The following is an 18,953-nucleotide window of genomic DNA, read 5'->3' as shown; positions in this document are numbered from 1 at the left end:
ATTCCGATCGACTGTGGATTGCCGATCAGGCCTTCTTGAAGTTGGACATTGCCTTTTCGGCGGCGTCCTTGCCCGGCTTAGCAACGTTTTCGGCGACCTTGCGGGTTGCTTCCTGCATCGTCTTCGCCTGCTCGACTGCGACTTCGGCCTGCTTGCGGATGAAGGCGGTCTGCAGTTCGACGAGCTCGGAGAGCGACTTCACGCCAAGCAGCGCTTCCATGTGGGAGAGCGAGTTTTCGGCATTCGTCCGCAGCGCATCGATGGCCTTGAGACCGAGTTCGACGGTGCCGGACTGGGCGCTTTCAATCGTTGCTTCGACGGTCTTCGTCGCCTCTTCGGCGGCGGTCTTCATCTTGGCATAGGCTTCCTTCGACTGCGCGGCGCCCTTTTCGGCGAATTCGCGGAAGCTGTCGGCAAACTTGTTCGGGTCAAAGGAAAATGCGTCTTCGGTCTTCTTGGTAGCCATGGCATGCGCTCCTTGGTGTGGCCCTCTTCAGAGGCGCCGTTTCGGTTGATGCCTATCCTATAGCCGATCTTATTGTGCATTGCAACAAAATTGTGCACCGCACAAGATATCCATTAACCTTGTGCGGCAAAAGGCGTTACGGAGAACGGGCCGTTGCTGGACCCTTGCTGGAGGGGCGGATATTAATAGAGTGTTAACGCGCAAGCGATCCGTCAATAGGCCTGCTCATGCCCGCAAGACAGTATCCCTTCATCGACATTGCCGTGCACGCACGGGTGCGGGAGCATTTTGCTCAGGGCGATGCGTCCGTCCTGTTTTCGAAGGATCTCACGCGGGTACTGTGGGCCAATGATCAGGGCGCAAGGCTCTTCGGCGTGACTTCGGTCTATGATTTCATCGATACCACCCTGGATCCGAACGACCTTTCGCTTCGCCAGTTGCACGCCGCGGCATCACAGCTTGCCGCCGTCGGCGATCGCCGGCAATTGCTGATAAGGATCGCCTCCGGCTTCCGGCGGCTTCCGCTCAATGCCGCCGTGGAAGTGATCCGCATCCGGCCGGGCGAGGACGCCATTCTCTTCACCGCGCCGCGCAACGGCAGGACGCTTTCGACCGAGGAGCGGGCTCAGGCGATGATCGCGGGGCTCGACGGCCCGGATACGCACATGGCCGTGCTCGACGGCGAAGGCGATGTCATTGCCCGGTCAGCGGGTTTCGAAGGCCTGGGGCTGCCGGCGGAGACCCGCCGCGCACTCGTTTCGGCCGTCGCGCGCGACAGGGACCGGTTGATCAAGCGTCCGGTGGCGACCGAAAAGGGGCGGCTGCCGGCGGCAATCGGCAAGATTTCCGACTACCCGGCGCTTCACCTCCTCTTCGCCGTGGAGGCCATTCTCGATGAGCCCGAAACCGGAGAGGCGGCCGCCGAGCCTCAGGCCGGCGACGCCACGCCTGCAGCGGAACTTGACGGGCAAAACGACGCAGCGCCGCGCGCCGCAGCGGCTGAAGCCGCCCAGGCTTCGACGCTCGCCGATAATTCCGAAGCGGCACCGGATCCCGAGCCGGCCGTGACGGCCGATGACGATGAGCCGCTCGACGCGCCGGCGGAGCTCCAAGGAGAACCGGTCCCTGAGCCCAACGAGGGAACGGCGGAAGCGACGGAACGCGAAAAGGCCTCGGAACCGGAAGCGACAGGGCCTGCGGCAAAAGCGGACGCGTCCGACTTCGTCTTCGCGGCCGGTGGGCGCGCCGTGCGCTTCGTCTGGAAGATCAACGCGGAAGGCCGCTTCAGCGAAATCTCCGAGGAGTTCGCATCGGCCGTCGGTCCGAGGGCGGCCGACGTGATCGGGGTGACCTTCGCCGAGCTTGCGGCGCGCTACGATCTCGATCCCGACCACAAGATCGACGAGCTTCTGCATCGCCGCGACACCTGGTCCGGCAAGACCATCCTCTGGCCGGTAGAGGGGACGAACCTCAAAGTTCCCGTCGATCTCGCGGCCCTTCCGACCTATTCGCGCTCGCGCGAGTTCGACGGCTTCCGCGGTTTCGGCATCGTGAGGATCGCCGACGCCATGCCGGACGAAAAGGGGACCGGCCTGTCGCTCGCCGGCATCGAGCCCGCCCATCGGGAAGACACCACGGCTGAGACTCCCGACGCCGACCGGACCGAGGCGCTCGCCGAGAGCTCCGACGAGGCGGGTGCAGAGGGAGCCGCCGAGATCACTGCCGCGGAGGCATCGCCGGCTGCAGAACCGGAAACTGGGGGCGTCGCGGCAACTCCGCCCGATGTGGCTGAAGACCCGTTCCGCGGCGAACGGCCTGCGCTGCGCATCGTCGACATGCCGGACCGGGCAGCGCCCGACAAAGTCATCGACCTTGACGAGCGCCGGTCGGCTGGGCCCGGGGCGCTGACGCGCGGCGAACAGGCGGCCTTCCGCGAGATCGCACGGCAGCTCGGCGAACATTTCGGCGCCCCTCCCCCCGTTGCGCCTGAGGAAGACGAAGCTGAAAGCCCATCCGTTGTGGAAACGGTGCCGCCGGAGGACACATCCACCAACACACCGGTGAGCGATCAGGCCGACTTGCCTGAGGCGGCGAGCGTTCCCTACGACGCGAAGCAAGCGGAAGACGAGCCCGGCCCCGCCGCACGCACGGCTGTCGGCATGAGCAGCGAGACTCTCGACAGCCTGCCTATCGCCCTCCTCGTTCACCATGGCGACGAGCTGCTTCATGCCAATACGGAGTTCCTACGCCTGACCGGCTATCCCGATGTCGAAGCCTTCGGACGGCAAGGCGGGCTCGAAGCGCTTTTCGCGCAGGCGGAGCACGTCGGCGCGGAGCGGCCGGACGGAACGATGACGCTGATCCGCGAGGACGGCGAGACCATGCCGGTCAACGCCCATCTGCATTCGATCCGATGGGAAGGAAAGGGCGCACTCATGCTTGCGCTCACGGCTGCGAGCGGAGGCGATGCCGAGAAGCAGGCGCGCCAAGGCGACGATCGCGCAGCGAGAGAGGAAGCCCGCCTTCGGACGGAGATCGACGAGCTCCGCTCAATCCTGGAGACCGCCACCGACGGCGTCGTGGTCCTTGGCCAGGACGGCGACATTCGCACGATGAACCGCTCGGCAAGCGCCCTCTTCAACTATGACGAAGACGAGATGCGCGGGAAGCCGTTTGCCGCCCTCTTCGCGCACGAGAGCCAGAAGGCGGTGATCGACTATCTCCAGGGCCTCTCCGGCCACGGTGTCGCAAGCGTGCTCAACGACGGCCGGGAGGTGATCGGCCGCGAGGCCGCCGGCGGCTTCATCCCGCTGTTCATGACCATCGGACGTCTCTCCTCCTCGAACGGCTACTGCGCCGTCATCCGCGACATTACCCAATGGAAGCGAACCGAGGAGGAATTGCGCAACGCCAAGCGTGCCGCCGAGACGGCGAACGCCCACAAGACGGAGTTCCTGGCACGGGTAAGTCACGAAATCCGCACGCCGCTCAACGCCATCATCGGCTTCTCCGACATGATGGCGAGCGAGCACTTCGGTCCCATCGGCCATCCGCGCTACATCGAATATGCCGGCGATATCGGCCGGTCGGGGCGGCACGTCCTCGACATCGTCAACGATCTGCTCGACATCTCTAAGATCGAGGCCGGCGAGATGGATCTCGATTTCAGCGCCGTCGACCTCAACGAGGCCGTCTCTGAGGCGGTCTCGCTGGTGCAGCCGCAGGCCAATAGCCAGCGCGTCATCATCCGAACCTCGCTTTCGGCCTCTGTGCCCGAGGTGGTGGCCGACGGCCGCTCGATCAAGCAGATCGCGCTCAACATCCTGGCAAACGCCATCCGTTTCACGCCGTCGGGCGGCCAGATCGTCGTATCGACGTCTTACGAGGGGAACGGCAGCGTTATTCTCAGGATTCGCGACACGGGCATCGGCATGAGCCGTAACGAGCTCGACCAGGCGATGAAGCCGTTCCGGCAGGTTACCACCGGCGGCCGCAAGCGCGGCGACGGCACCGGCCTCGGCCTGCCGCTGACGAAGGCGATGACGGAGGCGAACCGCGCCCAATTCGCCATCAGCTCCGCACCGAACGAGGGCACGCTCGTCGAAATATCCTTTCCGTCGCAACGCGTCTTGGCGAACTGAACACGAATGCTGTAAGGAAATGTTGAGCGTTCGGAACCAGTTTGCAGGTTCCTGAGCGGGATGAGGAAAGGTGCGCGGTTTCCGCCCGCACCCGCTACTCATCAAGATCGATCGGCATAGCGCTTCGGACGGATCGTTTGTACCCAACTTCCAAAAGCCTCAGGCGGCGCTACGCCAGATCCGGCACCGGCCTTCACCACCCGCTGCTCGCCACCTGGGCCGGCCTCGCCTCGGCGATCGTACTGATGCCGATCCTTGCCATCGCCTGGCTTGCCGTTTCCGGCGGGAGCGCGGACTGGCCGCACCTCGTAGAAAACGTCATCCCCCGTGCTACCGGCCGAACCCTGCTGCTCGTGACGCTGACGGGCGCGGCCACCGCCGTTATCGGCGTTCTCACCGCATGGCTGGTGGCAACCTGCGAATTTCCACTGCGCCGTTTTCTCTCCGCGGCGCTGGTGTTGCCGCTCGCCATACCCGCCTATCTGTCGGCCTACGCCTTCGGCGAACTTCTTACCTTCACCGGCCCGGTGCAGGGCCTCGTCCGGGCACTGTTCGGATTTCAGACGAGCCGGGATTACTGGTTTCCCGATATACGATCGCTCGGCGGCGCGGTGCTGGTGCTGAGTTCGGTGCTCTACCCCTATATCTACCTTGCCTGCCGATCGATGTTCCTGATGCAGGGCCGGGCGGCAGCAGATGTGGCACGGACGCTCGGCGCGGGGCCGCTGAAGGTGTTTTTCCGCATTCAGCTTCCGATGGCGCGGCCGGCGATCATGATCGGACTCACCCTCGTTGCGATGGAGACGCTGAACGATATCGGCGCGGTCGAGTTTCTGGGTGTTCAGACCCTGACCTTCTCGATTTTCGACACCTGGCTCAACCGCGGCAGCCTCGGCGGCGCGGCGCAGATCGCCTGCATCATGCTGGTCTTCGTCATCGCTCTGATGATGGTCGAGCGCGCCGCCCGCCGCCGCCAGCGTTTCTCCAGTCAGAAGACCACCGCCGCCGTCCACGACATCGCCAGGCTGCCGCTTTCCGGTTGGAAGAAATGGGCAGCGACGGCCGCCTGCATGCTGCCGACCCTGTCGGGCTTTGCGGTTCCCTTCTTCATCCTCGGAAACTATGCGATGAAGCGCCTCGATCTGTTCGTCGAACCGCGCCTCTTGAGCGCGCTCCTGCACAGCATCATCGTCTCGAGCCTCACGGCACTTGCCAGCGTGCTGCTCGGCTTCGTGCTCGCCTATGCCGCCCGCACTGGCCGTTCGCGGGTAACCGATGTCGCCGGCCGGCTCGCCTCCTTCGGTTACGGCGTACCCGGCACGGTGCTCGCGATCGGCGTGCTCTTTCCGCTCGCAGCGCTCGACAATGCCGTCGATGCCGAGCTGCGGAGCCTGTTCGGCATATCAACAGGTCTTCTCATGAGTGGCACCGGCTTTGCGATCGTCTACGCTTGCACCGTCCGCTTCCTGACGATGGCGGAAGGCACGCTCGAGGCCGGATTCCAGAAATTGTCGCCACATCTCGACATGGCCGCGCGCGCGCTCGGACGCACCAGCGGCCAGACGCTGCGCTCGGTGCTCCTGCCGATGATGCGGCCGGCAGTGCTGACGGCTGCCCTGCTCGTTTTCATCGAGACGATGAAGGAGCTCTCTGCCACTATCATGCTGCGCCCCTTCAACTTCAACACGCTCGCGACATTGGTCTACGAGGACGCCTCCCGCGCCAAGGTGGAGGATGCGTCCGTCGCCGCGATGATCATCGTCATCGCCGGGATGATCCCGGTCGTGCTGGTGTCGCGGTCGCTCGAGCGCCGCCCCTGACGGCCTTGGCCGGAGGCGGGCGGGGGCGGCAGGGCGCAAAAAAGAGGCGGCTCAAAGGCCGCCTTACAAGTCGATGCTAACCAACAAATACGGGAGAACTGGCGACGTCATGTCCGGCACCGGTATCGCTCCTGCGCACCGCCCCTTGACCGGCGTCAAGTTGGCTTGACCATGCCCGCCCAAACGTAAACAAGACCTTACCTCGCACTCCAATAATCTTAGCGAACGCCCCACAACTCGGCGGTCGTGGTTAATTTCGCAAGCGCGAAGAGGTTAACCGCCTCCTCCCGCGCCGCAATCAAGTCTTCAGCGCATCGAGCTCCGCAAAGAGGTCGAGCGCCTCGGGATTCGCGAGCGCCTCCTTGTTCTTGACCGGGCGGCCGTGCACGACGTCGCGGACTGCGAGCTCGACGATCTTGCCGGATTTGGTGCGCGGAATGTCGGCAACGGCGATGACCTTCGCCGGCACATGCCGCGGCGATGCGCCGATGCGGATGCGGTTCTTGATCGCCTTCGTCAGTTCCTCCGTCAGCTCGACGCCCGGCGCCAGCCGCACGAAGAGGATGACGCGCACGTCATCTTCCCAATCCTGGCCGATACAGAGCGCTTCGAGGACCTCCGGCATCTGCTCGACCTGGTTATAGATCTCGGCGGTGCCGATGCGCACACCGCCGGGGTTCAGCGTCGCGTCGGAGCGGCCGTGAATGATGATGCCGCCATGCGCCGTCCACTCGGCGAAATCGCCATGGCACCAGACATTGTCGAAACGCTCGAAATAGGCGGCGCGATATTTGGCGCCGTGGGGATCGTTCCAGAACATCACCGGCATCGACGGAAACGCCTTCGTGCAGACGAGTTCGCCCTTCTCGCCGCGCACCGGTTGGCCCTCATCGTTCCAGACATCGACCGCAAGACCGAGACCCGGCCCCTGGATTTCACCGCGCCAGACGGGCTTCAGCGGATTGCCGAGCACGAAGCAGGAGACGATATCGGTGCCGCCGGAGATGGAGGCGAGCTGGACGTCCGATTTGATGCCTTCATAAACGAAGGAGAAGCCCTCCGGCGACAGAGGCGAGCCGGTAGAGGTGATGAGCCTGAGGGACGCGAGGTCATGGGTCTTCGCCGGCGTGAGGCCACTCTTGCGCACCGCATCGATATATTTCGCCGAGGTGCCGAAGACGGCGAAGCGCTCAGCGGCGGCATAGTCGAAGAGGACGTTGCCGTCGGGAGCGAAGGGCGAGCCGTCATAGAGGCAGAGCGTTGCGCCGGCCGCCAAGCCGGAAGCCAGCCAGTTCCACATCATCCAGCCGCAGGTGGTGAAGTAGAACAGCCGCTCGCCTTCCTTCAGACCGCAATGGAAACGGTGTTCCTTGAGGTGCTGCAAGAGCGTTCCGCCGGCCGAATGGACGATGCATTTCGGCACGCCCGTCGTGCCTGACGAGAAGAGAATATAAAGCGGCTGGCCGAACGGCAGCCGTTCGAAGGCAAGCGGCTTCGCATCGAAGCCGGCAATGAAATCGGGAAGTGTCACGCCGCCCTCGATGGCCGCCGCGAGCGCCGCGCTGTCGCCGGCATAGGGCACGATGACAGTCGGCACGCCGAGGGTCCTGGCCACCGCGCGCACCTTCGCATCCACGTCTTGCCGCTTGCCGTTGTACCAGTAGCCGTCGCAGGCGATGAACAGTTTGGGACCGATCTGGCCGAAGCGGTCGAGCACGCCCTGCTCGCCGAAATCCGGCGAACAGGACGACCAGATGGCGCCGAGTGATGCCGTCGCCAGCATCAGCGCGATTGTCTCGGGCATGTTCGGCATCATCGCGGCGACGCGGTCGCCGACGCCGACGCCTTGCGCTTTCAATGCCTGCTGCAGGCGCGATACGAGCGCGCGGAGCTCGTCCCAGGAAAGCCGATAGCTCACCTTGTCCTCGCCGCGGAAGATCAGCGCATCGCCACCACCACTCTTGCGCAGCAGGTTTTCGGCGAAATTGAGCTTTGCATCCGGGAAGAACCGCGCGTCCAGCATCCGTTCGCCGTTGATCAGCGCCCTCTCCCCGCGCTCGCCGATAACGCCGCAATGCTCCCATAAGCCGGTCCAGAAATCGCCGCGATCGGCCACCGACCAATCGTGAAAGGCGTCATAGTCGGCGAATGTCCGTCCGAAGCGCTGCCCGCACCGCGCCATGAACTGCGCCATCGGGCTTCGCTCGAGAATAGCACTGTCCGGAACCCACAAAGGTCGATCTGCTTGCATGCTGTCCTCCACTCCTCTGCCCTCTCTATATCATGCTGCAACGCAAGATAAACAGCATGCGCACCAATCCACGGCATCGTAGCGGCGACATTTCCATGTCAGCCGCATTTGCGTTATGCAAGCTGAAGCCCTATCCAGACGGCTTCACCGAGGCGATGGCAATCCGATCGAAATGAAGAGAGAGTTCCTGCAGATATTGCGCGGTTCGCGCCTATGGTCGCGGCTCGGCCGTCGCCATTTTGTCTGGTCGGCCGTCACCGGCATCGGCCTTGCCGTCGCCTATAATGCGGTGCTGCCGCTGCTTGTCCCGACGACCGACGCTCGCGTGACGATGGAACAGATGCTCGATGCCTGGTCGGGAGGCAAAAGCAGGATCAGGGGAGAGCCGGAAATCCGATTCTGGCCCGATCCGGAACTGACGCTCCCGGCAGCCACGATCGTGTCGACCGGCCCCGATCCGCGTCCGCTTGCGGAGATCGGCCGCATCACTGCTTCGTTCAGCTTGCTCTCTGCCCTTCGCGGCGAACAGGCGTTTGACGAGATCACGCTCGTCGATCCGGTGATCACGATCGAACGCAGGGCGGATGGTGCCGTCAACTGGCAAAAGCCGCGCTGGCTCGTGGCGCCCGAAACGGCAAGGCCGAACCAGGAGCGCCCGTTCGGCGACATTACGATCGAGAACGGACGGCTTCGCGTGCTCGACAGCATGGCGAGCGACGGCGGCGGCATCGACATCGCCGGAATCTCCGGTACCGTCAAATGGCCTTCCTTCGAAGAGCGATTGAGCGCGCAGTTCTCGACGACCGTCAGCGGTGAGGAAGTGGCCTGGGCGTTCGTCTGCGAGAATCCGCTCGCCCTCTTTGCCAGGCGCGACGCCGGCCTCAAGACGTCGCTGACGTCGGCTCCCCTCACCTTCTCCTTCGAGGGCGTCGGCAACCTTTCGATGCAGCCGTTCGCCTCCGGTCATCTGCAGATGTCCGCTTCCTCGCTTGCCAGCCTCGTTGCATGGTATCGAGGGGCATCGGACGCGACGCTCCCGGCCGGCGGCTTCAGCATCGATACCAGAGTGACGACCGGCGAAAAGGCGCTGAAGCTGGAGGAGCTGCAGCTTACGCTCGGCGGTGCGACCGCGACCGGCCTCCTGGACATCGCGCTGCCGGCCGGCGGAACGCCGCAGATCGAGGGAACGCTCGCCTTCGATCGCATCGACCTCAACGGCCTGCCGCCTGCAGCACTGATGCCCGTTGAAGGCGACGACCGGCTGTTGCGAACGGCGCGAGCCCTTGTCGGCGCCTGGCGCACGGATCTCCGGCTTTCATCCGAGGAGGTCCTTGTGGGCCCCTTGCATCTGACCGACGTCGCCGCGGGCGTCATGATCGACGGCAACCGCGCCTCGCTCGACATAGGCGACAGCACCTATGCGAACGGTACCTTGAGCGGTCGCGCGGTGTTGTCGGAGAAGGGGTTGGAGCAAGGTGGCAAGCTGCAGATCAGCCTGAAGAATGCCGATTTCGCGGCCGTGCTAGACAGCTTCGGGCTCCGGGGCCCGGTCCCGACGGGCAGAGGCATGCTCAACATCGATATTGCCACCGGCCGCGCCTTCTGGGAGGCCGGCATTGCCGATGTCTTCGGCCATATCACCTATTCGCTCACGAATGGCAGCCTCGGCGGCTTCGACGTCCACGCCTTCACGGACCTTATCCGCAAGGGCGAATTCTTCTCGCTTTCGGAAGCAAGCGAGGGCACCTTCGAATTCCAGTCGGCCGATATCGAGGCAAGCTTCGGCAGCGGCACAGCCCGGCTCGACCGGGCGGACTTCGTCGGCCCTTCCGGTATCATGTCTGTCACCGGCGTCATCCCTTATCGCAACGGCAGCCTGGCGCTCGCCGGAACGCTTGGAAGCTCCGATGCGGCGAGCCCGCCGCTGCAGTTCTTCGTCGGCGGCTCCTGGCCGAATGCGGTGATCTCTCCGCTTTCCGTTCTCGTCAGCCCGAAGTGAAGGCGCAACAGCGCCATCACCCAATCGCGGCAAAGGCCGCGCGCTCATCCCTCTCGCGCTGGACTTCCCGCCGCTTGGTAACGATCGACGCGATGACCACGCCGAGCGCGACGATGCCGATCAGGATCGTGCAGATCGCATTGATTTCCGGCGTCACACCCAATCGAACCTGGCTGTAGATCTTCATCGGCAGCGTGGTGGCCCCCGGCCCGGTCGTGAAGCTCGAGATGACGAGGTCGTCGAGCGACAGCGTGAAGGCAAGCACCCAGCCGGAAAAGACCGCGGGCGCGATCACCGGCAGGGTGATTGCGAAGAAGGTCCTGACGGGCGTCGCGCCGAGGTCGAGCGCCGCCTCCTCGATCGATTGGTCGAAGCTCAAGAGCCGCGACTGCACGACGACCGCGACGAAACACATGGTGAAGGTGATGTGAGCGAGCGTGATCGTCCAGAAGCCGCGGTCAAACCCGATCGCCACGAAGAGCAGGAGCAGCGACAGACCGGTGATCACCTCCGGCATCACCAGCGGCGCATAGACCATGCCGGAAAAGAGGACGCGGCCGCGAAAGCGCGTGTAGCGCACCAGCGCGAGCGCCGCCAAAGTGCCGAGAACCGTCGCGCAGGTCGCCGAAATCAGCGCCACCCGAATGGTCACCCAGGCCGCGTCAAGGAGGCTCTGGTTATGCCAGAGCTGAGCGTACCACTTGGTGGAAAAGCCGGCCCAGACCGTCACCAGTTTCGACTCGTTGAACGAGAAGATCACCAGGAGCACGATCGGCAGATAGAGAAAGCCGAAGCCGAGGACGACGGAAGCGATATTGAATCGAGACCACCTTTCCATATCTCACCTCCCCTCGCTATCGGCCTTGGCCTGGACGTTCTGGAAATAGACGATCGGGATAACCAGGATGAGCAAGAGGATGATCGCCACCGCCGACGATACCGGCCAGTCGCGGTTGGAGTTGAATTCGTTCCACAACGTCTTGCCGATCATCAGCGTTTCCGAGCCTCCAAGGAGATCGGGGATGACGAATTCGCCGACGGCCGGGATGAAGACGAGCAGACAGCCCGCGACGACGCCGGGAAGCGACAACGGGAAAGTCACGCGCCAGAAGGCCGCAATGGGCGTACAGCCGAGGTCCTGAGCCGCCTCGATCAGCGAATGATCCATCTTCTCGAGCGCCGAGTAGATCGGCAGCACCATGAAGGGCAGATAGGAATAAACGATGCCGATATAGATCGCCGTGTTCGTGTTGAGAATGATGAGCGGCTGATCGATGATGCCGGCGGATATAAGGAACTGATTCAGCAGTCCCTCGGGCTTGAGGATGGCGATCCAGGCATAGACGCGGATGAGAAAGCTCGTCCAAAAGGGCAGTATCACCATCATCAGGAGCATCGGCCGGAGCGAGCGCGGCGCCTTCGCCATGCCATAGGCGATCGGATAGCCGATGAGGAGCGTCAGGAAGGTCGAGACGGCGGCGATGACGACACTCGAAACATAGGCGTTGAAATAGAGAACGTCCTCCGTCAGCCAAACGTAATTGTCCATGGAGAACTCGCGCACCTTCTCCAGTATACCGGCAAAGCCGCCCGCCAGATCGAATACTGGCGTATAGGGCGGCATGGCCACGGTCGTTTGCGACAGCGAGATGCGGAAGACGATGAAGAAGGGGATCAAAAAGAAGAACAAAAGCCAGGCATAGGGAATGATGATGACGAGCCGACTGACAAAGGCTGAGGCAAGTTTCGCCATGGCTTCAATCCTTCAGCACGACGCCGGCGTCCTCGCCGAACGAGATCCACACCTGCTGGTCATAACCGAGCGGATCTTCGACCGCTCGCACGGCGTTGAGCGATGATGCCTTGATGACTTTGCCGTCCTTCAGCCGAATGTGGAAAACGGTCATATCGCCGAGATAGCCGATATCCCAAATTTCCCCCTCTGCCGCATTGGTGGGTGCGTGCGCCGGCGCCTGGCGGCTGATCCGGATCTTTTCCGGACGGATGGCGACTGCCGCCTTGGCGCCGTTTGCGAATTTCTCCGGCGACGCCAAGCGGACCGAAATGCCGCCCGTCGTTTCGATCTGAACACGGCCCTCCTCGGTCGAGGTCACGGCGCCGTCGAAGATGTTCACGTCGCCGATGAAGTCGGCGACGAAGCGCGAGTTCGGCGCCTCATAGATTTCGGCCGGCGTCGCCACCTGGACGACCTGGCCGTGGCTCATGACGGCGATGCGGTCGGCCATGGTCATTGCCTCTTCCTGGTCATGCGTGACGACGACGAAGGTGAGGCCGAGTTGCTGCTGCAGGTCCATCAGTTCGAACTGGGTTTCCTCACGCAACTTCTTGTCCAGCGCTCCGAGCGGCTCGTCGAGCAGCAGCACCTTCGGCCGCTTAGCGAGCGAACGGGCGAGGGCGACACGCTGCCGCTGGCCGCCGGAAAGCTGGTGCGGCTTGCGCTTGGCGAACTTCTCGAGCTTGACGAGCTTCAGCATCTGCGCGACCCGCCCGGCGATATCTGCCTTCGCCATGCCGTCCTGCTTGAGCCCGAAGGCGACGTTGTTCTCGACCGTCATGTGCGGGAACAGCGCGTAGGACTGGAACATCATGTTGACGGGGCGCCGGTAGGGCGGAATTCCCGCCAAATTCTGGCCGTCGAGAATGATTTCGCCGGAGGTCGGCTGCTCGAAACCCGCAAGCATGCGCAAGAGGGTGGACTTGCCGCAGCCCGAGGCCCCGAGTAGCGCGAAGAATTCGCGCGTGTAAATGTTCAGCGACAGGTCGTCAACGGCCGTGAAGTCCCCGAATTTCTTGGTTACGTTCTTGACGGAAATGAAAGGTTTGGAGGCCGGGTCCGCCCATGGGGCGAAGGAACGCCGGATACTGCCGAGAGACTTCATCATCTATCCCCGAATGACACAGCCGAAAGGGGCCCGTCCGGCGCCTCTCGTCAGGAATTAGAGCAGGACGGCGAAGGCTTCACATTTTTGCTCGTCCCACTCAAAAAATTGCCCGGACTTGAGATCCGGGCAATTCGTCTGGCTCACTGGCCGGTGACGATCTTTGTCCACAGCCGAGTCAACACCCTCTGCTCTTTGGCCGCGAACGGCGTGACCGTGAAGAGTTTCTGCATCACCTCGTCAGTCGGGTAGATCGCGGTGTCTTCGAGCACTTCCTTGTCCAGGAACTGCTGGGAAGCTTTATTGCCGTTGGCGTAGAAGACATAGTTCGAGGCCTTGGCAATGACCTCGGGCTTCATCATGTAGTTGATAAACTCGTGCGCCTCGGCAACATGCGGCGCATCGGCCGGAATCGCCAGCATGTCGAACCACATCTGCGCTCCTTGCGCGGGGATCGAATAGTCGACCGTCACGCCGGCCTTCGCCTCCGCCGCCCGGTCGCGCGCCTGGAAGATATCGCCGGAGAATCCAACCGCCAGGCAGATGTCGCCGTTGGCCAGCGCATTGATATATTCGGACGAGTGGAACTTGCGGATATTGGGCCTGACCTTCATCAGCAGGTCGGCGGCCTTTTCGAGATCGGCCTGCTCGTGGCTGTCGGGATTGAGCCCTAGATAGGCGAGCGCCGAGGGCATGATGTCCGTCGGCGAGTCGAGGAGATGAATGCCGCAATCCTTGAATTTCGCAGCGATCTCGGGATTGAAGACGACGTCCCAGTTCGGCTTCTCGTCCGTGCCGAGAATTTCCTTCATCTTTTCGACATTGTAGCCGATGCCAGTGGTGCCCCACATATAGTCGACGGCATATTCGTTGCCCGGGTCATACTGGGCCGTGCGGTCCATGATCACGTCCCACATGTTCTTCAGGTTCGGCAACTTCGATTTGTCGAGTTTCTGGAACACGCCCGCCGCGATCTGACGCTGCAAGAAGTATGCGGTCGGAACCACGACATCGTAACCGGAGCCGCCGGCAAGCAGCTTGGTTTCGAGAATCTCGTTCGAATCGAAGACGTCATAGACAACCTTGATGCCGGTCTCCTTGGTGAAGTCCTCGAGGATGCTGTCGTCGATATAGTCGGACCAGTTGTAGACGTTGACGACCCGCTCCTGGGCGGAAGCGAGCGTGGCCGCTCCCGCCAGCAGTGCGGCTGCCAAGGTTGCGACGATGAGTTTGGACATACAACTCCCCTCTTTTTATCGGTTCGAGACGGGCCGCTGTTCCCGCAGTGGCGCCCTGTCTGTTGATCGTTGCCAAGCCGAAGTTAGGCATGTTTCTCGCTAACCTCAAGCGCTTTCGCGCTCGGAGCAAAGCACCGTCCCGGATCGGATGTGTTTTACCAAGCGCAAGTAAAAACGGACACTTATCGGACCGGGCTCCCGCCCGGCCGTACTCGCGCACGAGCGGTCAGCCGGCTACTGGAAGTCGAATACACTCAAACCCGTCGCCATCTCATCGAGGCCGAGGGGACGGGTGACGGGCGGCTCGGCGCGCGCCAGACAGCCCTGGCGCTCGCAGAGGCGGCAAGCGGGACCGACGGCAATCGCCGGCATCCGCGCGGCTCCATAGATCGTATCGTCCGCGAAACCGGCATCACAGCCGATCATCAGCGCGGTTCGCCTGACCCGCTCCTCGAAACCCGCCTGTGGGCCATCGACCGTCCGGGCGACGACGAGGAAGGCGCCGCCATCCGGCGTTTCGACGCGGTCGACGAGAACCTGGCCGGGGACCGCGAAGGCGGCATGGACGTTGAGCTTCGGACAGGCGCCGCCGAAGCGGGCATGAGGAAAGCCCTGCGCCCCGGCCCGACGCAGCCGGTTGCCGGCACTGTCGATCTCCATCAGGAAGAACGGAATCCCGACGGCACCGGGACGCTGCAACATCGTCAGGCGAATGGCGGCCTGTTCGAACGACACCTGGAAGCGCGCCCTCAGGAGATCGACATCGTATCTCGCGCGCTGCGCGGCCGCGAGAAACGCCGCATAGGGCATCATCAGCGCATGGGCGGCATAGCGCGCAAGCTCGAAACGGGCGATGCGTCGCGCTTCGGCGGTGGAAAAACGCAACTGCTCGAGCTCGGCCGTAATCGCCTCGTTGCAGGCGATCGAAGCCACTTCCATGGCGATCTCGCGCATCTGGTCGAAAGGCGACAGGCGCTCCGAGATGAAGAGGCGCATCGAATGTCGGTCGAAGCGACGGCGCAAGTTCGGCATCACGTGCACCGGCAGCGTCCGGACGACAAGGCCGTGCTCCTTCTTGAGCCAGACTTTCAGCGCCCCCGCAAGGTCATCGCCGGGCGCCAGACTGGCGTGGAATGCCTCCATCGCCTCCTCGATCCGGGCGAAGTGATTGGGCCGCGCCTCGAAGGCCTCACGCACTTCGTCGATCGGCAATCGCGTATCGGAAAGCGCCGCCATGTGCCCCTCGCCCGCCAGCAGATCCGCAAGATCCTTCAGGCGCGACGCCTGCTCGCGATAGGCGCGATAGAGCTTGACGATGCCCCCCGCGACATTGGGCGCCGCTTCGGCGACCTCGATCAGCTCCTGATCCCCCGGCAGCTCTCCGGCAAGCAGCGGATCGGCGAAGACCTCGCGTAGCCGCGCGAGACCGCCGCCCGCCTCGCCCTGCAGTTCGTCGAGGTCGACCTTGTAGACGGAAGCGAGTTTCAGGAGCAGCTGCACCGTCAATGGCCGCTGGTTGCGCTCGATCAGGTTGAGATAGGAGGGCGAGATGCCGAGCGCCTCGGCCATCGCCGTCTGCGTCAGTTGCAGGCCGTTGCGGATTCGCCTGACGCGCGGCCCGGCAAAGATCTTGTTCTCGGCCATTTTTGTAAGTCCCTTTACAAACTTGTCGCGCGAGCGTCTTTGACATCTTTTACATCTTTACTTCTCCGCGCTGTCAAACACAAGACAAGATAACCCTTTTGATTTGGCGGAAACAGCGATTTTCTGTGGTGCTGTTCTGCGCTGCAATGTAAAAAATGTCACATGAACTTGCGGCCGAAGCACGCCGTAAGACGAAGGTCGAAGAACCAGTCGCGTTTCACGAGGAGGCAAGAATGACTGATTTTTACAAGCTCGTTCCGAGCGCACCGGAAGGCCGTTTCGACGGCGTCGAGCGGCCCTATTCCGCCGAGGACGTGAAGCGGCTCAGGGGCTCGGTCGAGATCCGTTATTCCCTTGCCGAAATGGGCGCGAACCGCCTCTGGAAGCTCATTCACGAGGAAGATTTCGTCAACGCGCTTGGGGCGCTTTCGGGCAATCAGGCGATGCAGATGGTCCGCGCCGGCCTGAAGGCGATCTATCTCTCCGGCTGGCAGGTCGCGGCCGATGCGAACACGGCCTCCGCCATGTATCCGGATCAGTCGCTCTATCCGGCCAACGCGGCACCGGAACTCGCAAAGCGGATCAACCGAACCTTGCAGCGCGCCGATCAGATCGAGACCGCGGAAGGCAAGGGCCTCTCCGTCGAGACGTGGTTTGCACCGATCGTCGCCGACGCCGAAGCGGGCTTCGGCGGTCCGCTCAATGCCTTCGAAATCATGAAGGCCTTCATCGAGGCGGGTGCCGCGGGCGTCCACTACGAAGACCAGCTCGCTTCTGAAAAGAAGTGCGGCCATCTCGGCGGCAAGGTGCTGATCCCGACCGCGGCGCATATCCGCAACCTGAATGCCGCGCGGCTTGCCGCCGATGTCATGGGTGTACCGACACTGGTGATTGCCCGCACCGATGCGGAAGCCGCGAAGCTCTTGACCTCGGATATCGACGAGCGCGACCGGCCTTTCGTGGACCACGATGCCGGCCGCACGGTGGAGGGCTTCTACCAGGTGAAGAACGGGCTCGAACCCTGCATCGCCCGCGCCATCGCCTATGCGCCCCATTGCGACCTTATCTGGTGCGAGACCTCGAAGCCGGATCTGGAGCAGGCGCGTAAATTCGCCGAGGGCGTGCACAAGGCGCATCCGGGCAAGCTGCTCGCCTATAATTGCTCGCCTTCATTCAACTGGAAGAAGAACCTCGACGACGCGACGATCGCCAAGTTCCAACGTGAGCTCGGCGCCATGGGCTACAAGTTCCAGTTCATCACGCTCGCAGGCTTCCATCAGTTGAACTACGGCATGTTCGAGCTGGCACGCGGCTACAAGGCGCGGCAGATGGCTGCCTATTCGGAGCTGCAGGAAGCGGAATTCGCGGCCGAGGTCAACGGCTACACCGCGACCAAGCACCAGCGCGAAGTGGGCACCGGCTATTTCGACGCGGTGTCGATGGCGATCACCGGCGGCCAGTCGTCGACCACCGCCATGAAGGAGTCGACCGAGCACGATCAGTTCAAGCCGGCGGCAGAATGAAAGAACCGGGGCGCGGCATCCCTGCCCCGCCGTGCGCCCCGGTAGCAACGAACAAAGCGGGAGAAGAATTGGTTCGTCCCGCCTCCGATTCTAACACTTGGAAGGAGCTTTCCGATGACAGTACAGACACGCGTCAAGGAACGGGCCGAAGAACAATCGTCGGCCATGACACCGGAACAGCAGGCGGCGATCCGCATGGTCGCCAACGACCTGCATCGCCTCAACCAGGCGGTCATGAAGGCCGTCGATGCCGGCGTTTCCGTCGAACTGGTGCGCTCGGCGCGCCACCACGGCGGCGACGGCAACTGGGGCGATCTGCTGATCCCGGTCATCGTCACCCAGGGGCGGAAGTGATGGTCCCTTTGGCCTGGACAACGGCTATGCTCACGCTCTTCGTCGCGAGCTGGTACGAATTCCGCCAGCGAAGGCCGATCCGCGCGGTCCGGGCCAGCAGCCCGCGCCAGCGACGCTGAGAACATGTAAGATGAGATGAGATGAGATGAGATGAGATCGGCCGGCGTCAGCGTCGGCCATCTGCGTTCAGAGCCTACGCAGAATTCCGCCGCGGGCGCTTGCCGGCAAAGAGATCCGCATGGCTGCGCAAGAGACGCGTCATCCGGTCGACAACGGTGCGGATATCGCGCCGGTGACGGTCCTCGTTATTCATGACGATCCATTGGCGGTGGCCGAGCGGCTCGATTTCGTCGCTTACGCGCTCGAGCATCGGATCGAGATCGCCGACGAAACACGGCAGGACCGCCGAACCTGCGCCCGCCCGCGCAAGATCGAGCAGCGATCGGGGGCGTGTGACGGTCGCGACGATCCGCCCCGACGCGTGCTCGTGCGGCCAGCGCAGATAGGCGGATATCGCCTGATCCTCGGAGACCGCGACCCAGCGTTCCGATCCGCCGCTCGCGTTCTTTTGGCGGTAGGCGGCATAGGCGAGCTCGCCGACGGGCCGCGAGGCGAGATATGTCTCTTCCGGTTCGAAGGCGCGAATGCCGATGTCGCTCTCGCGATAGGCAAGGTTCGCCCGCACTTCGCCGATCGACAGCGAGATGCCGAATGCATCCCGCTCCGTGCAGATCGCGGGGAAGTTCTCGGCGATCAGCCAGGAAATCCAGGTACCGGCGGCGATGCGCACGATCGTGGTCCCCTCGCCTTCCTGCTGCCAGCTCTCGACCTTGCGGGCCGAGGCCTCCATCTCCTGCAATTGCTCGAACAGGAAGCGGCCATCGCCAGTCAGCGTATAACCGGTCTGGCTGCGGACGAACAGTACGCGGCCGGTGCGCTCTTCCAGTTCCAGCATGCGGCGGCCGATCGTGGCCGGGCTAAGCCCCGTCGCCTGCGCCGCTCCGGTGAGCCCGCCGGTGCGCGCAACGGTTATGAAACAGCGGTAGATATCCCAGTCCACATTTTTCATGAGTGAAAAACATAAGGGGAAACCGGCTGTATGTAAAACAATTCCGAA

The 18,953-nt window shown here is 63.1% G+C and carries 13 protein-coding genes; 5 read left to right on the top strand and 8 right to left on the bottom strand.

Translation table 11 applies throughout. The annotated features are described in order from the left end of the window. Positions 1 to 25 precede the first annotated feature (25 nt). Positions 26 to 466, bottom strand: coding sequence for a phasin (locus AYK65_RS03510; RefSeq protein WP_026613162.1), 441 nt, complete (start codon positions 464 to 466; stop codon positions 26 to 28). Positions 467 to 693: 227 nt separating this feature from the next. On the opposite strand from AYK65_RS03510, the gene AYK65_RS03505 reads away from it, so the two are divergent. After that, on the top strand, positions 694 to 4,107 hold the full coding sequence (locus AYK65_RS03505; RefSeq protein WP_081157914.1) for a PAS domain S-box protein: 3,414 nt from the start codon (positions 694 to 696) through the stop codon (positions 4,105 to 4,107). 137 nt (positions 4,108 to 4,244) lie between these two features. After that, complete coding sequence (locus AYK65_RS03500) at positions 4,245 to 5,927, top strand: ABC transporter permease (RefSeq protein WP_046119767.1); 1,683 nt, start codon at positions 4,245 to 4,247, stop codon at positions 5,925 to 5,927. Between the two features lie 298 nt (positions 5,928 to 6,225). Here the strand turns inward: AYK65_RS03500 and AYK65_RS03495 are convergent, their stop codons facing one another. Next, positions 6,226 to 8,178 (bottom strand): acetoacetate--CoA ligase, encoded by a 1,953-nt coding sequence (locus tag AYK65_RS03495; RefSeq protein WP_046119768.1) that lies wholly within the window; start codon positions 8,176 to 8,178, stop codon positions 6,226 to 6,228. Between the two features lie 172 nt (positions 8,179 to 8,350). On the opposite strand from AYK65_RS03495, the gene AYK65_RS03490 reads away from it, so the two are divergent. Then, positions 8,351 to 10,177, top strand: a complete 1,827-nt coding sequence (locus AYK65_RS03490) for an AsmA family protein (RefSeq protein ID WP_081157913.1) — start codon at positions 8,351 to 8,353, stop codon at positions 10,175 to 10,177. A gap of 16 nt (positions 10,178 to 10,193) precedes the next feature. On the opposite strand, the gene AYK65_RS03485 is transcribed toward AYK65_RS03490, so the two are convergent. From AYK65_RS03485 to AYK65_RS03465, 5 genes are all read right to left on the bottom strand, one after another. Beyond that, positions 10,194 to 11,015, bottom strand: a complete 822-nt coding sequence (locus AYK65_RS03485) for an ABC transporter permease (protein ID WP_026613167.1) — start codon at positions 11,013 to 11,015, stop codon at positions 10,194 to 10,196. 3 nt (positions 11,016 to 11,018) lie between these two features. Continuing rightward, positions 11,019 to 11,930 carry an ABC transporter permease subunit gene (locus AYK65_RS03480; protein ID WP_026613168.1) on the bottom strand — a complete coding sequence of 304 codons (912 nt, stop codon included), beginning with the start codon at positions 11,928 to 11,930 and terminating at the stop codon, positions 11,019 to 11,021. Positions 11,931 to 11,934: 4 nt separating this feature from the next. Next, complete coding sequence (locus AYK65_RS03475) at positions 11,935 to 13,077, bottom strand: ABC transporter ATP-binding protein (RefSeq protein ID WP_026613169.1); 1,143 nt, start codon at positions 13,075 to 13,077, stop codon at positions 11,935 to 11,937. Positions 13,078 to 13,220: 143 nt separating this feature from the next. Next, positions 13,221 to 14,315, bottom strand: a complete 1,095-nt coding sequence (locus AYK65_RS03470; RefSeq protein WP_046119769.1) for a polyamine ABC transporter substrate-binding protein — start codon at positions 14,313 to 14,315, stop codon at positions 13,221 to 13,223. A gap of 234 nt (positions 14,316 to 14,549) precedes the next feature. Beyond that, positions 14,550 to 15,959, bottom strand: coding sequence for a helix-turn-helix domain-containing protein (locus tag AYK65_RS03465; RefSeq protein ID WP_026613171.1), 1,410 nt, complete (start codon positions 15,957 to 15,959; stop codon positions 14,550 to 14,552). A 233-nt stretch (positions 15,960 to 16,192) separates the two neighbouring features. Here AYK65_RS03465 and aceA point away from each other — a divergent pair, with 233 nt between their 5' ends. Then, entirely contained in the window at positions 16,193 to 17,482 is a 1,290-nt protein-coding gene (gene aceA, locus AYK65_RS03460) for an isocitrate lyase (protein WP_026613172.1), read from the top strand. A 114-nt stretch (positions 17,483 to 17,596) separates the two neighbouring features. After that, the gene (locus tag AYK65_RS03455; protein ID WP_026613173.1) at positions 17,597 to 17,836 is read left to right on the top strand and encodes an SMc00767 family acetate metabolism repressor; all 240 of its coding nucleotides are present in this window, start codon (positions 17,597 to 17,599) and stop codon (positions 17,834 to 17,836) included. 193 nt (positions 17,837 to 18,029) lie between these two features. Here AYK65_RS03455 and AYK65_RS03450 read toward each other — a convergent pair whose 3' ends face one another. Further along, positions 18,030 to 18,905, bottom strand: coding sequence for a LysR family transcriptional regulator (locus AYK65_RS03450; protein ID WP_026613174.1), 876 nt, complete (start codon positions 18,903 to 18,905; stop codon positions 18,030 to 18,032). Positions 18,906 to 18,953: the final 48 nt, after the last annotated feature.

It is taken from the genome of Ensifer aridi (assembly GCF_002078505.1).
Lineage (GTDB): Bacteria > Pseudomonadota > Alphaproteobacteria > Rhizobiales > Rhizobiaceae > Sinorhizobium > Sinorhizobium aridi.
This window is presented reverse-complemented; position numbering and strand designations above follow the sequence as displayed.

Bases quoted from the DNA above. Each gene is read 5' to 3' on its own strand.
- AYK65_RS03510 (WP_026613162.1), bottom strand. From the start codon at position 466: ATGGCTACCAAGAAGACCGAAGACGCATTTTCCTTTGACCCGAACAAG.
- AYK65_RS03505 (WP_081157914.1), top strand. From the start codon at position 694: ATGCCCGCAAGACAGTATCCCTTCATCGACATTGCCGTGCACGCACGG.
- AYK65_RS03495 (WP_046119768.1), bottom strand. From the start codon at position 8,178: ATGCAAGCAGATCGACCTTTGTGGGTTCCGGACAGTGCTATTCTCGAG.
- AYK65_RS03490 (WP_081157913.1), top strand. From the start codon at position 8,351: ATGAAGAGAGAGTTCCTGCAGATATTGCGCGGTTCGCGCCTATGGTCG.
- AYK65_RS03485 (WP_026613167.1), bottom strand. From the start codon at position 11,015: ATGGAAAGGTGGTCTCGATTCAATATCGCTTCCGTCGTCCTCGGCTTC.
- AYK65_RS03480 (WP_026613168.1), bottom strand. From the start codon at position 11,930: ATGGCGAAACTTGCCTCAGCCTTTGTCAGTCGGCTCGTCATCATCATT.
- AYK65_RS03475 (WP_026613169.1), bottom strand. From the start codon at position 13,077: ATGAAGTCTCTCGGCAGTATCCGGCGTTCCTTCGCCCCATGGGCGGAC.
- AYK65_RS03470 (WP_046119769.1), bottom strand. From the start codon at position 14,315: ATGTCCAAACTCATCGTCGCAACCTTGGCAGCCGCACTGCTGGCGGGA.
- AYK65_RS03465 (WP_026613171.1), bottom strand. From the start codon at position 15,959: ATGGCCGAGAACAAGATCTTTGCCGGGCCGCGCGTCAGGCGAATCCGC.
- aceA (WP_026613172.1), top strand. From the start codon at position 16,193: ATGACTGATTTTTACAAGCTCGTTCCGAGCGCACCGGAAGGCCGTTTC.
- AYK65_RS03455 (WP_026613173.1), top strand. From the start codon at position 17,597: ATGACAGTACAGACACGCGTCAAGGAACGGGCCGAAGAACAATCGTCG.
- AYK65_RS03450 (WP_026613174.1), bottom strand. From the start codon at position 18,905: ATGAAAAATGTGGACTGGGATATCTACCGCTGTTTCATAACCGTTGCG.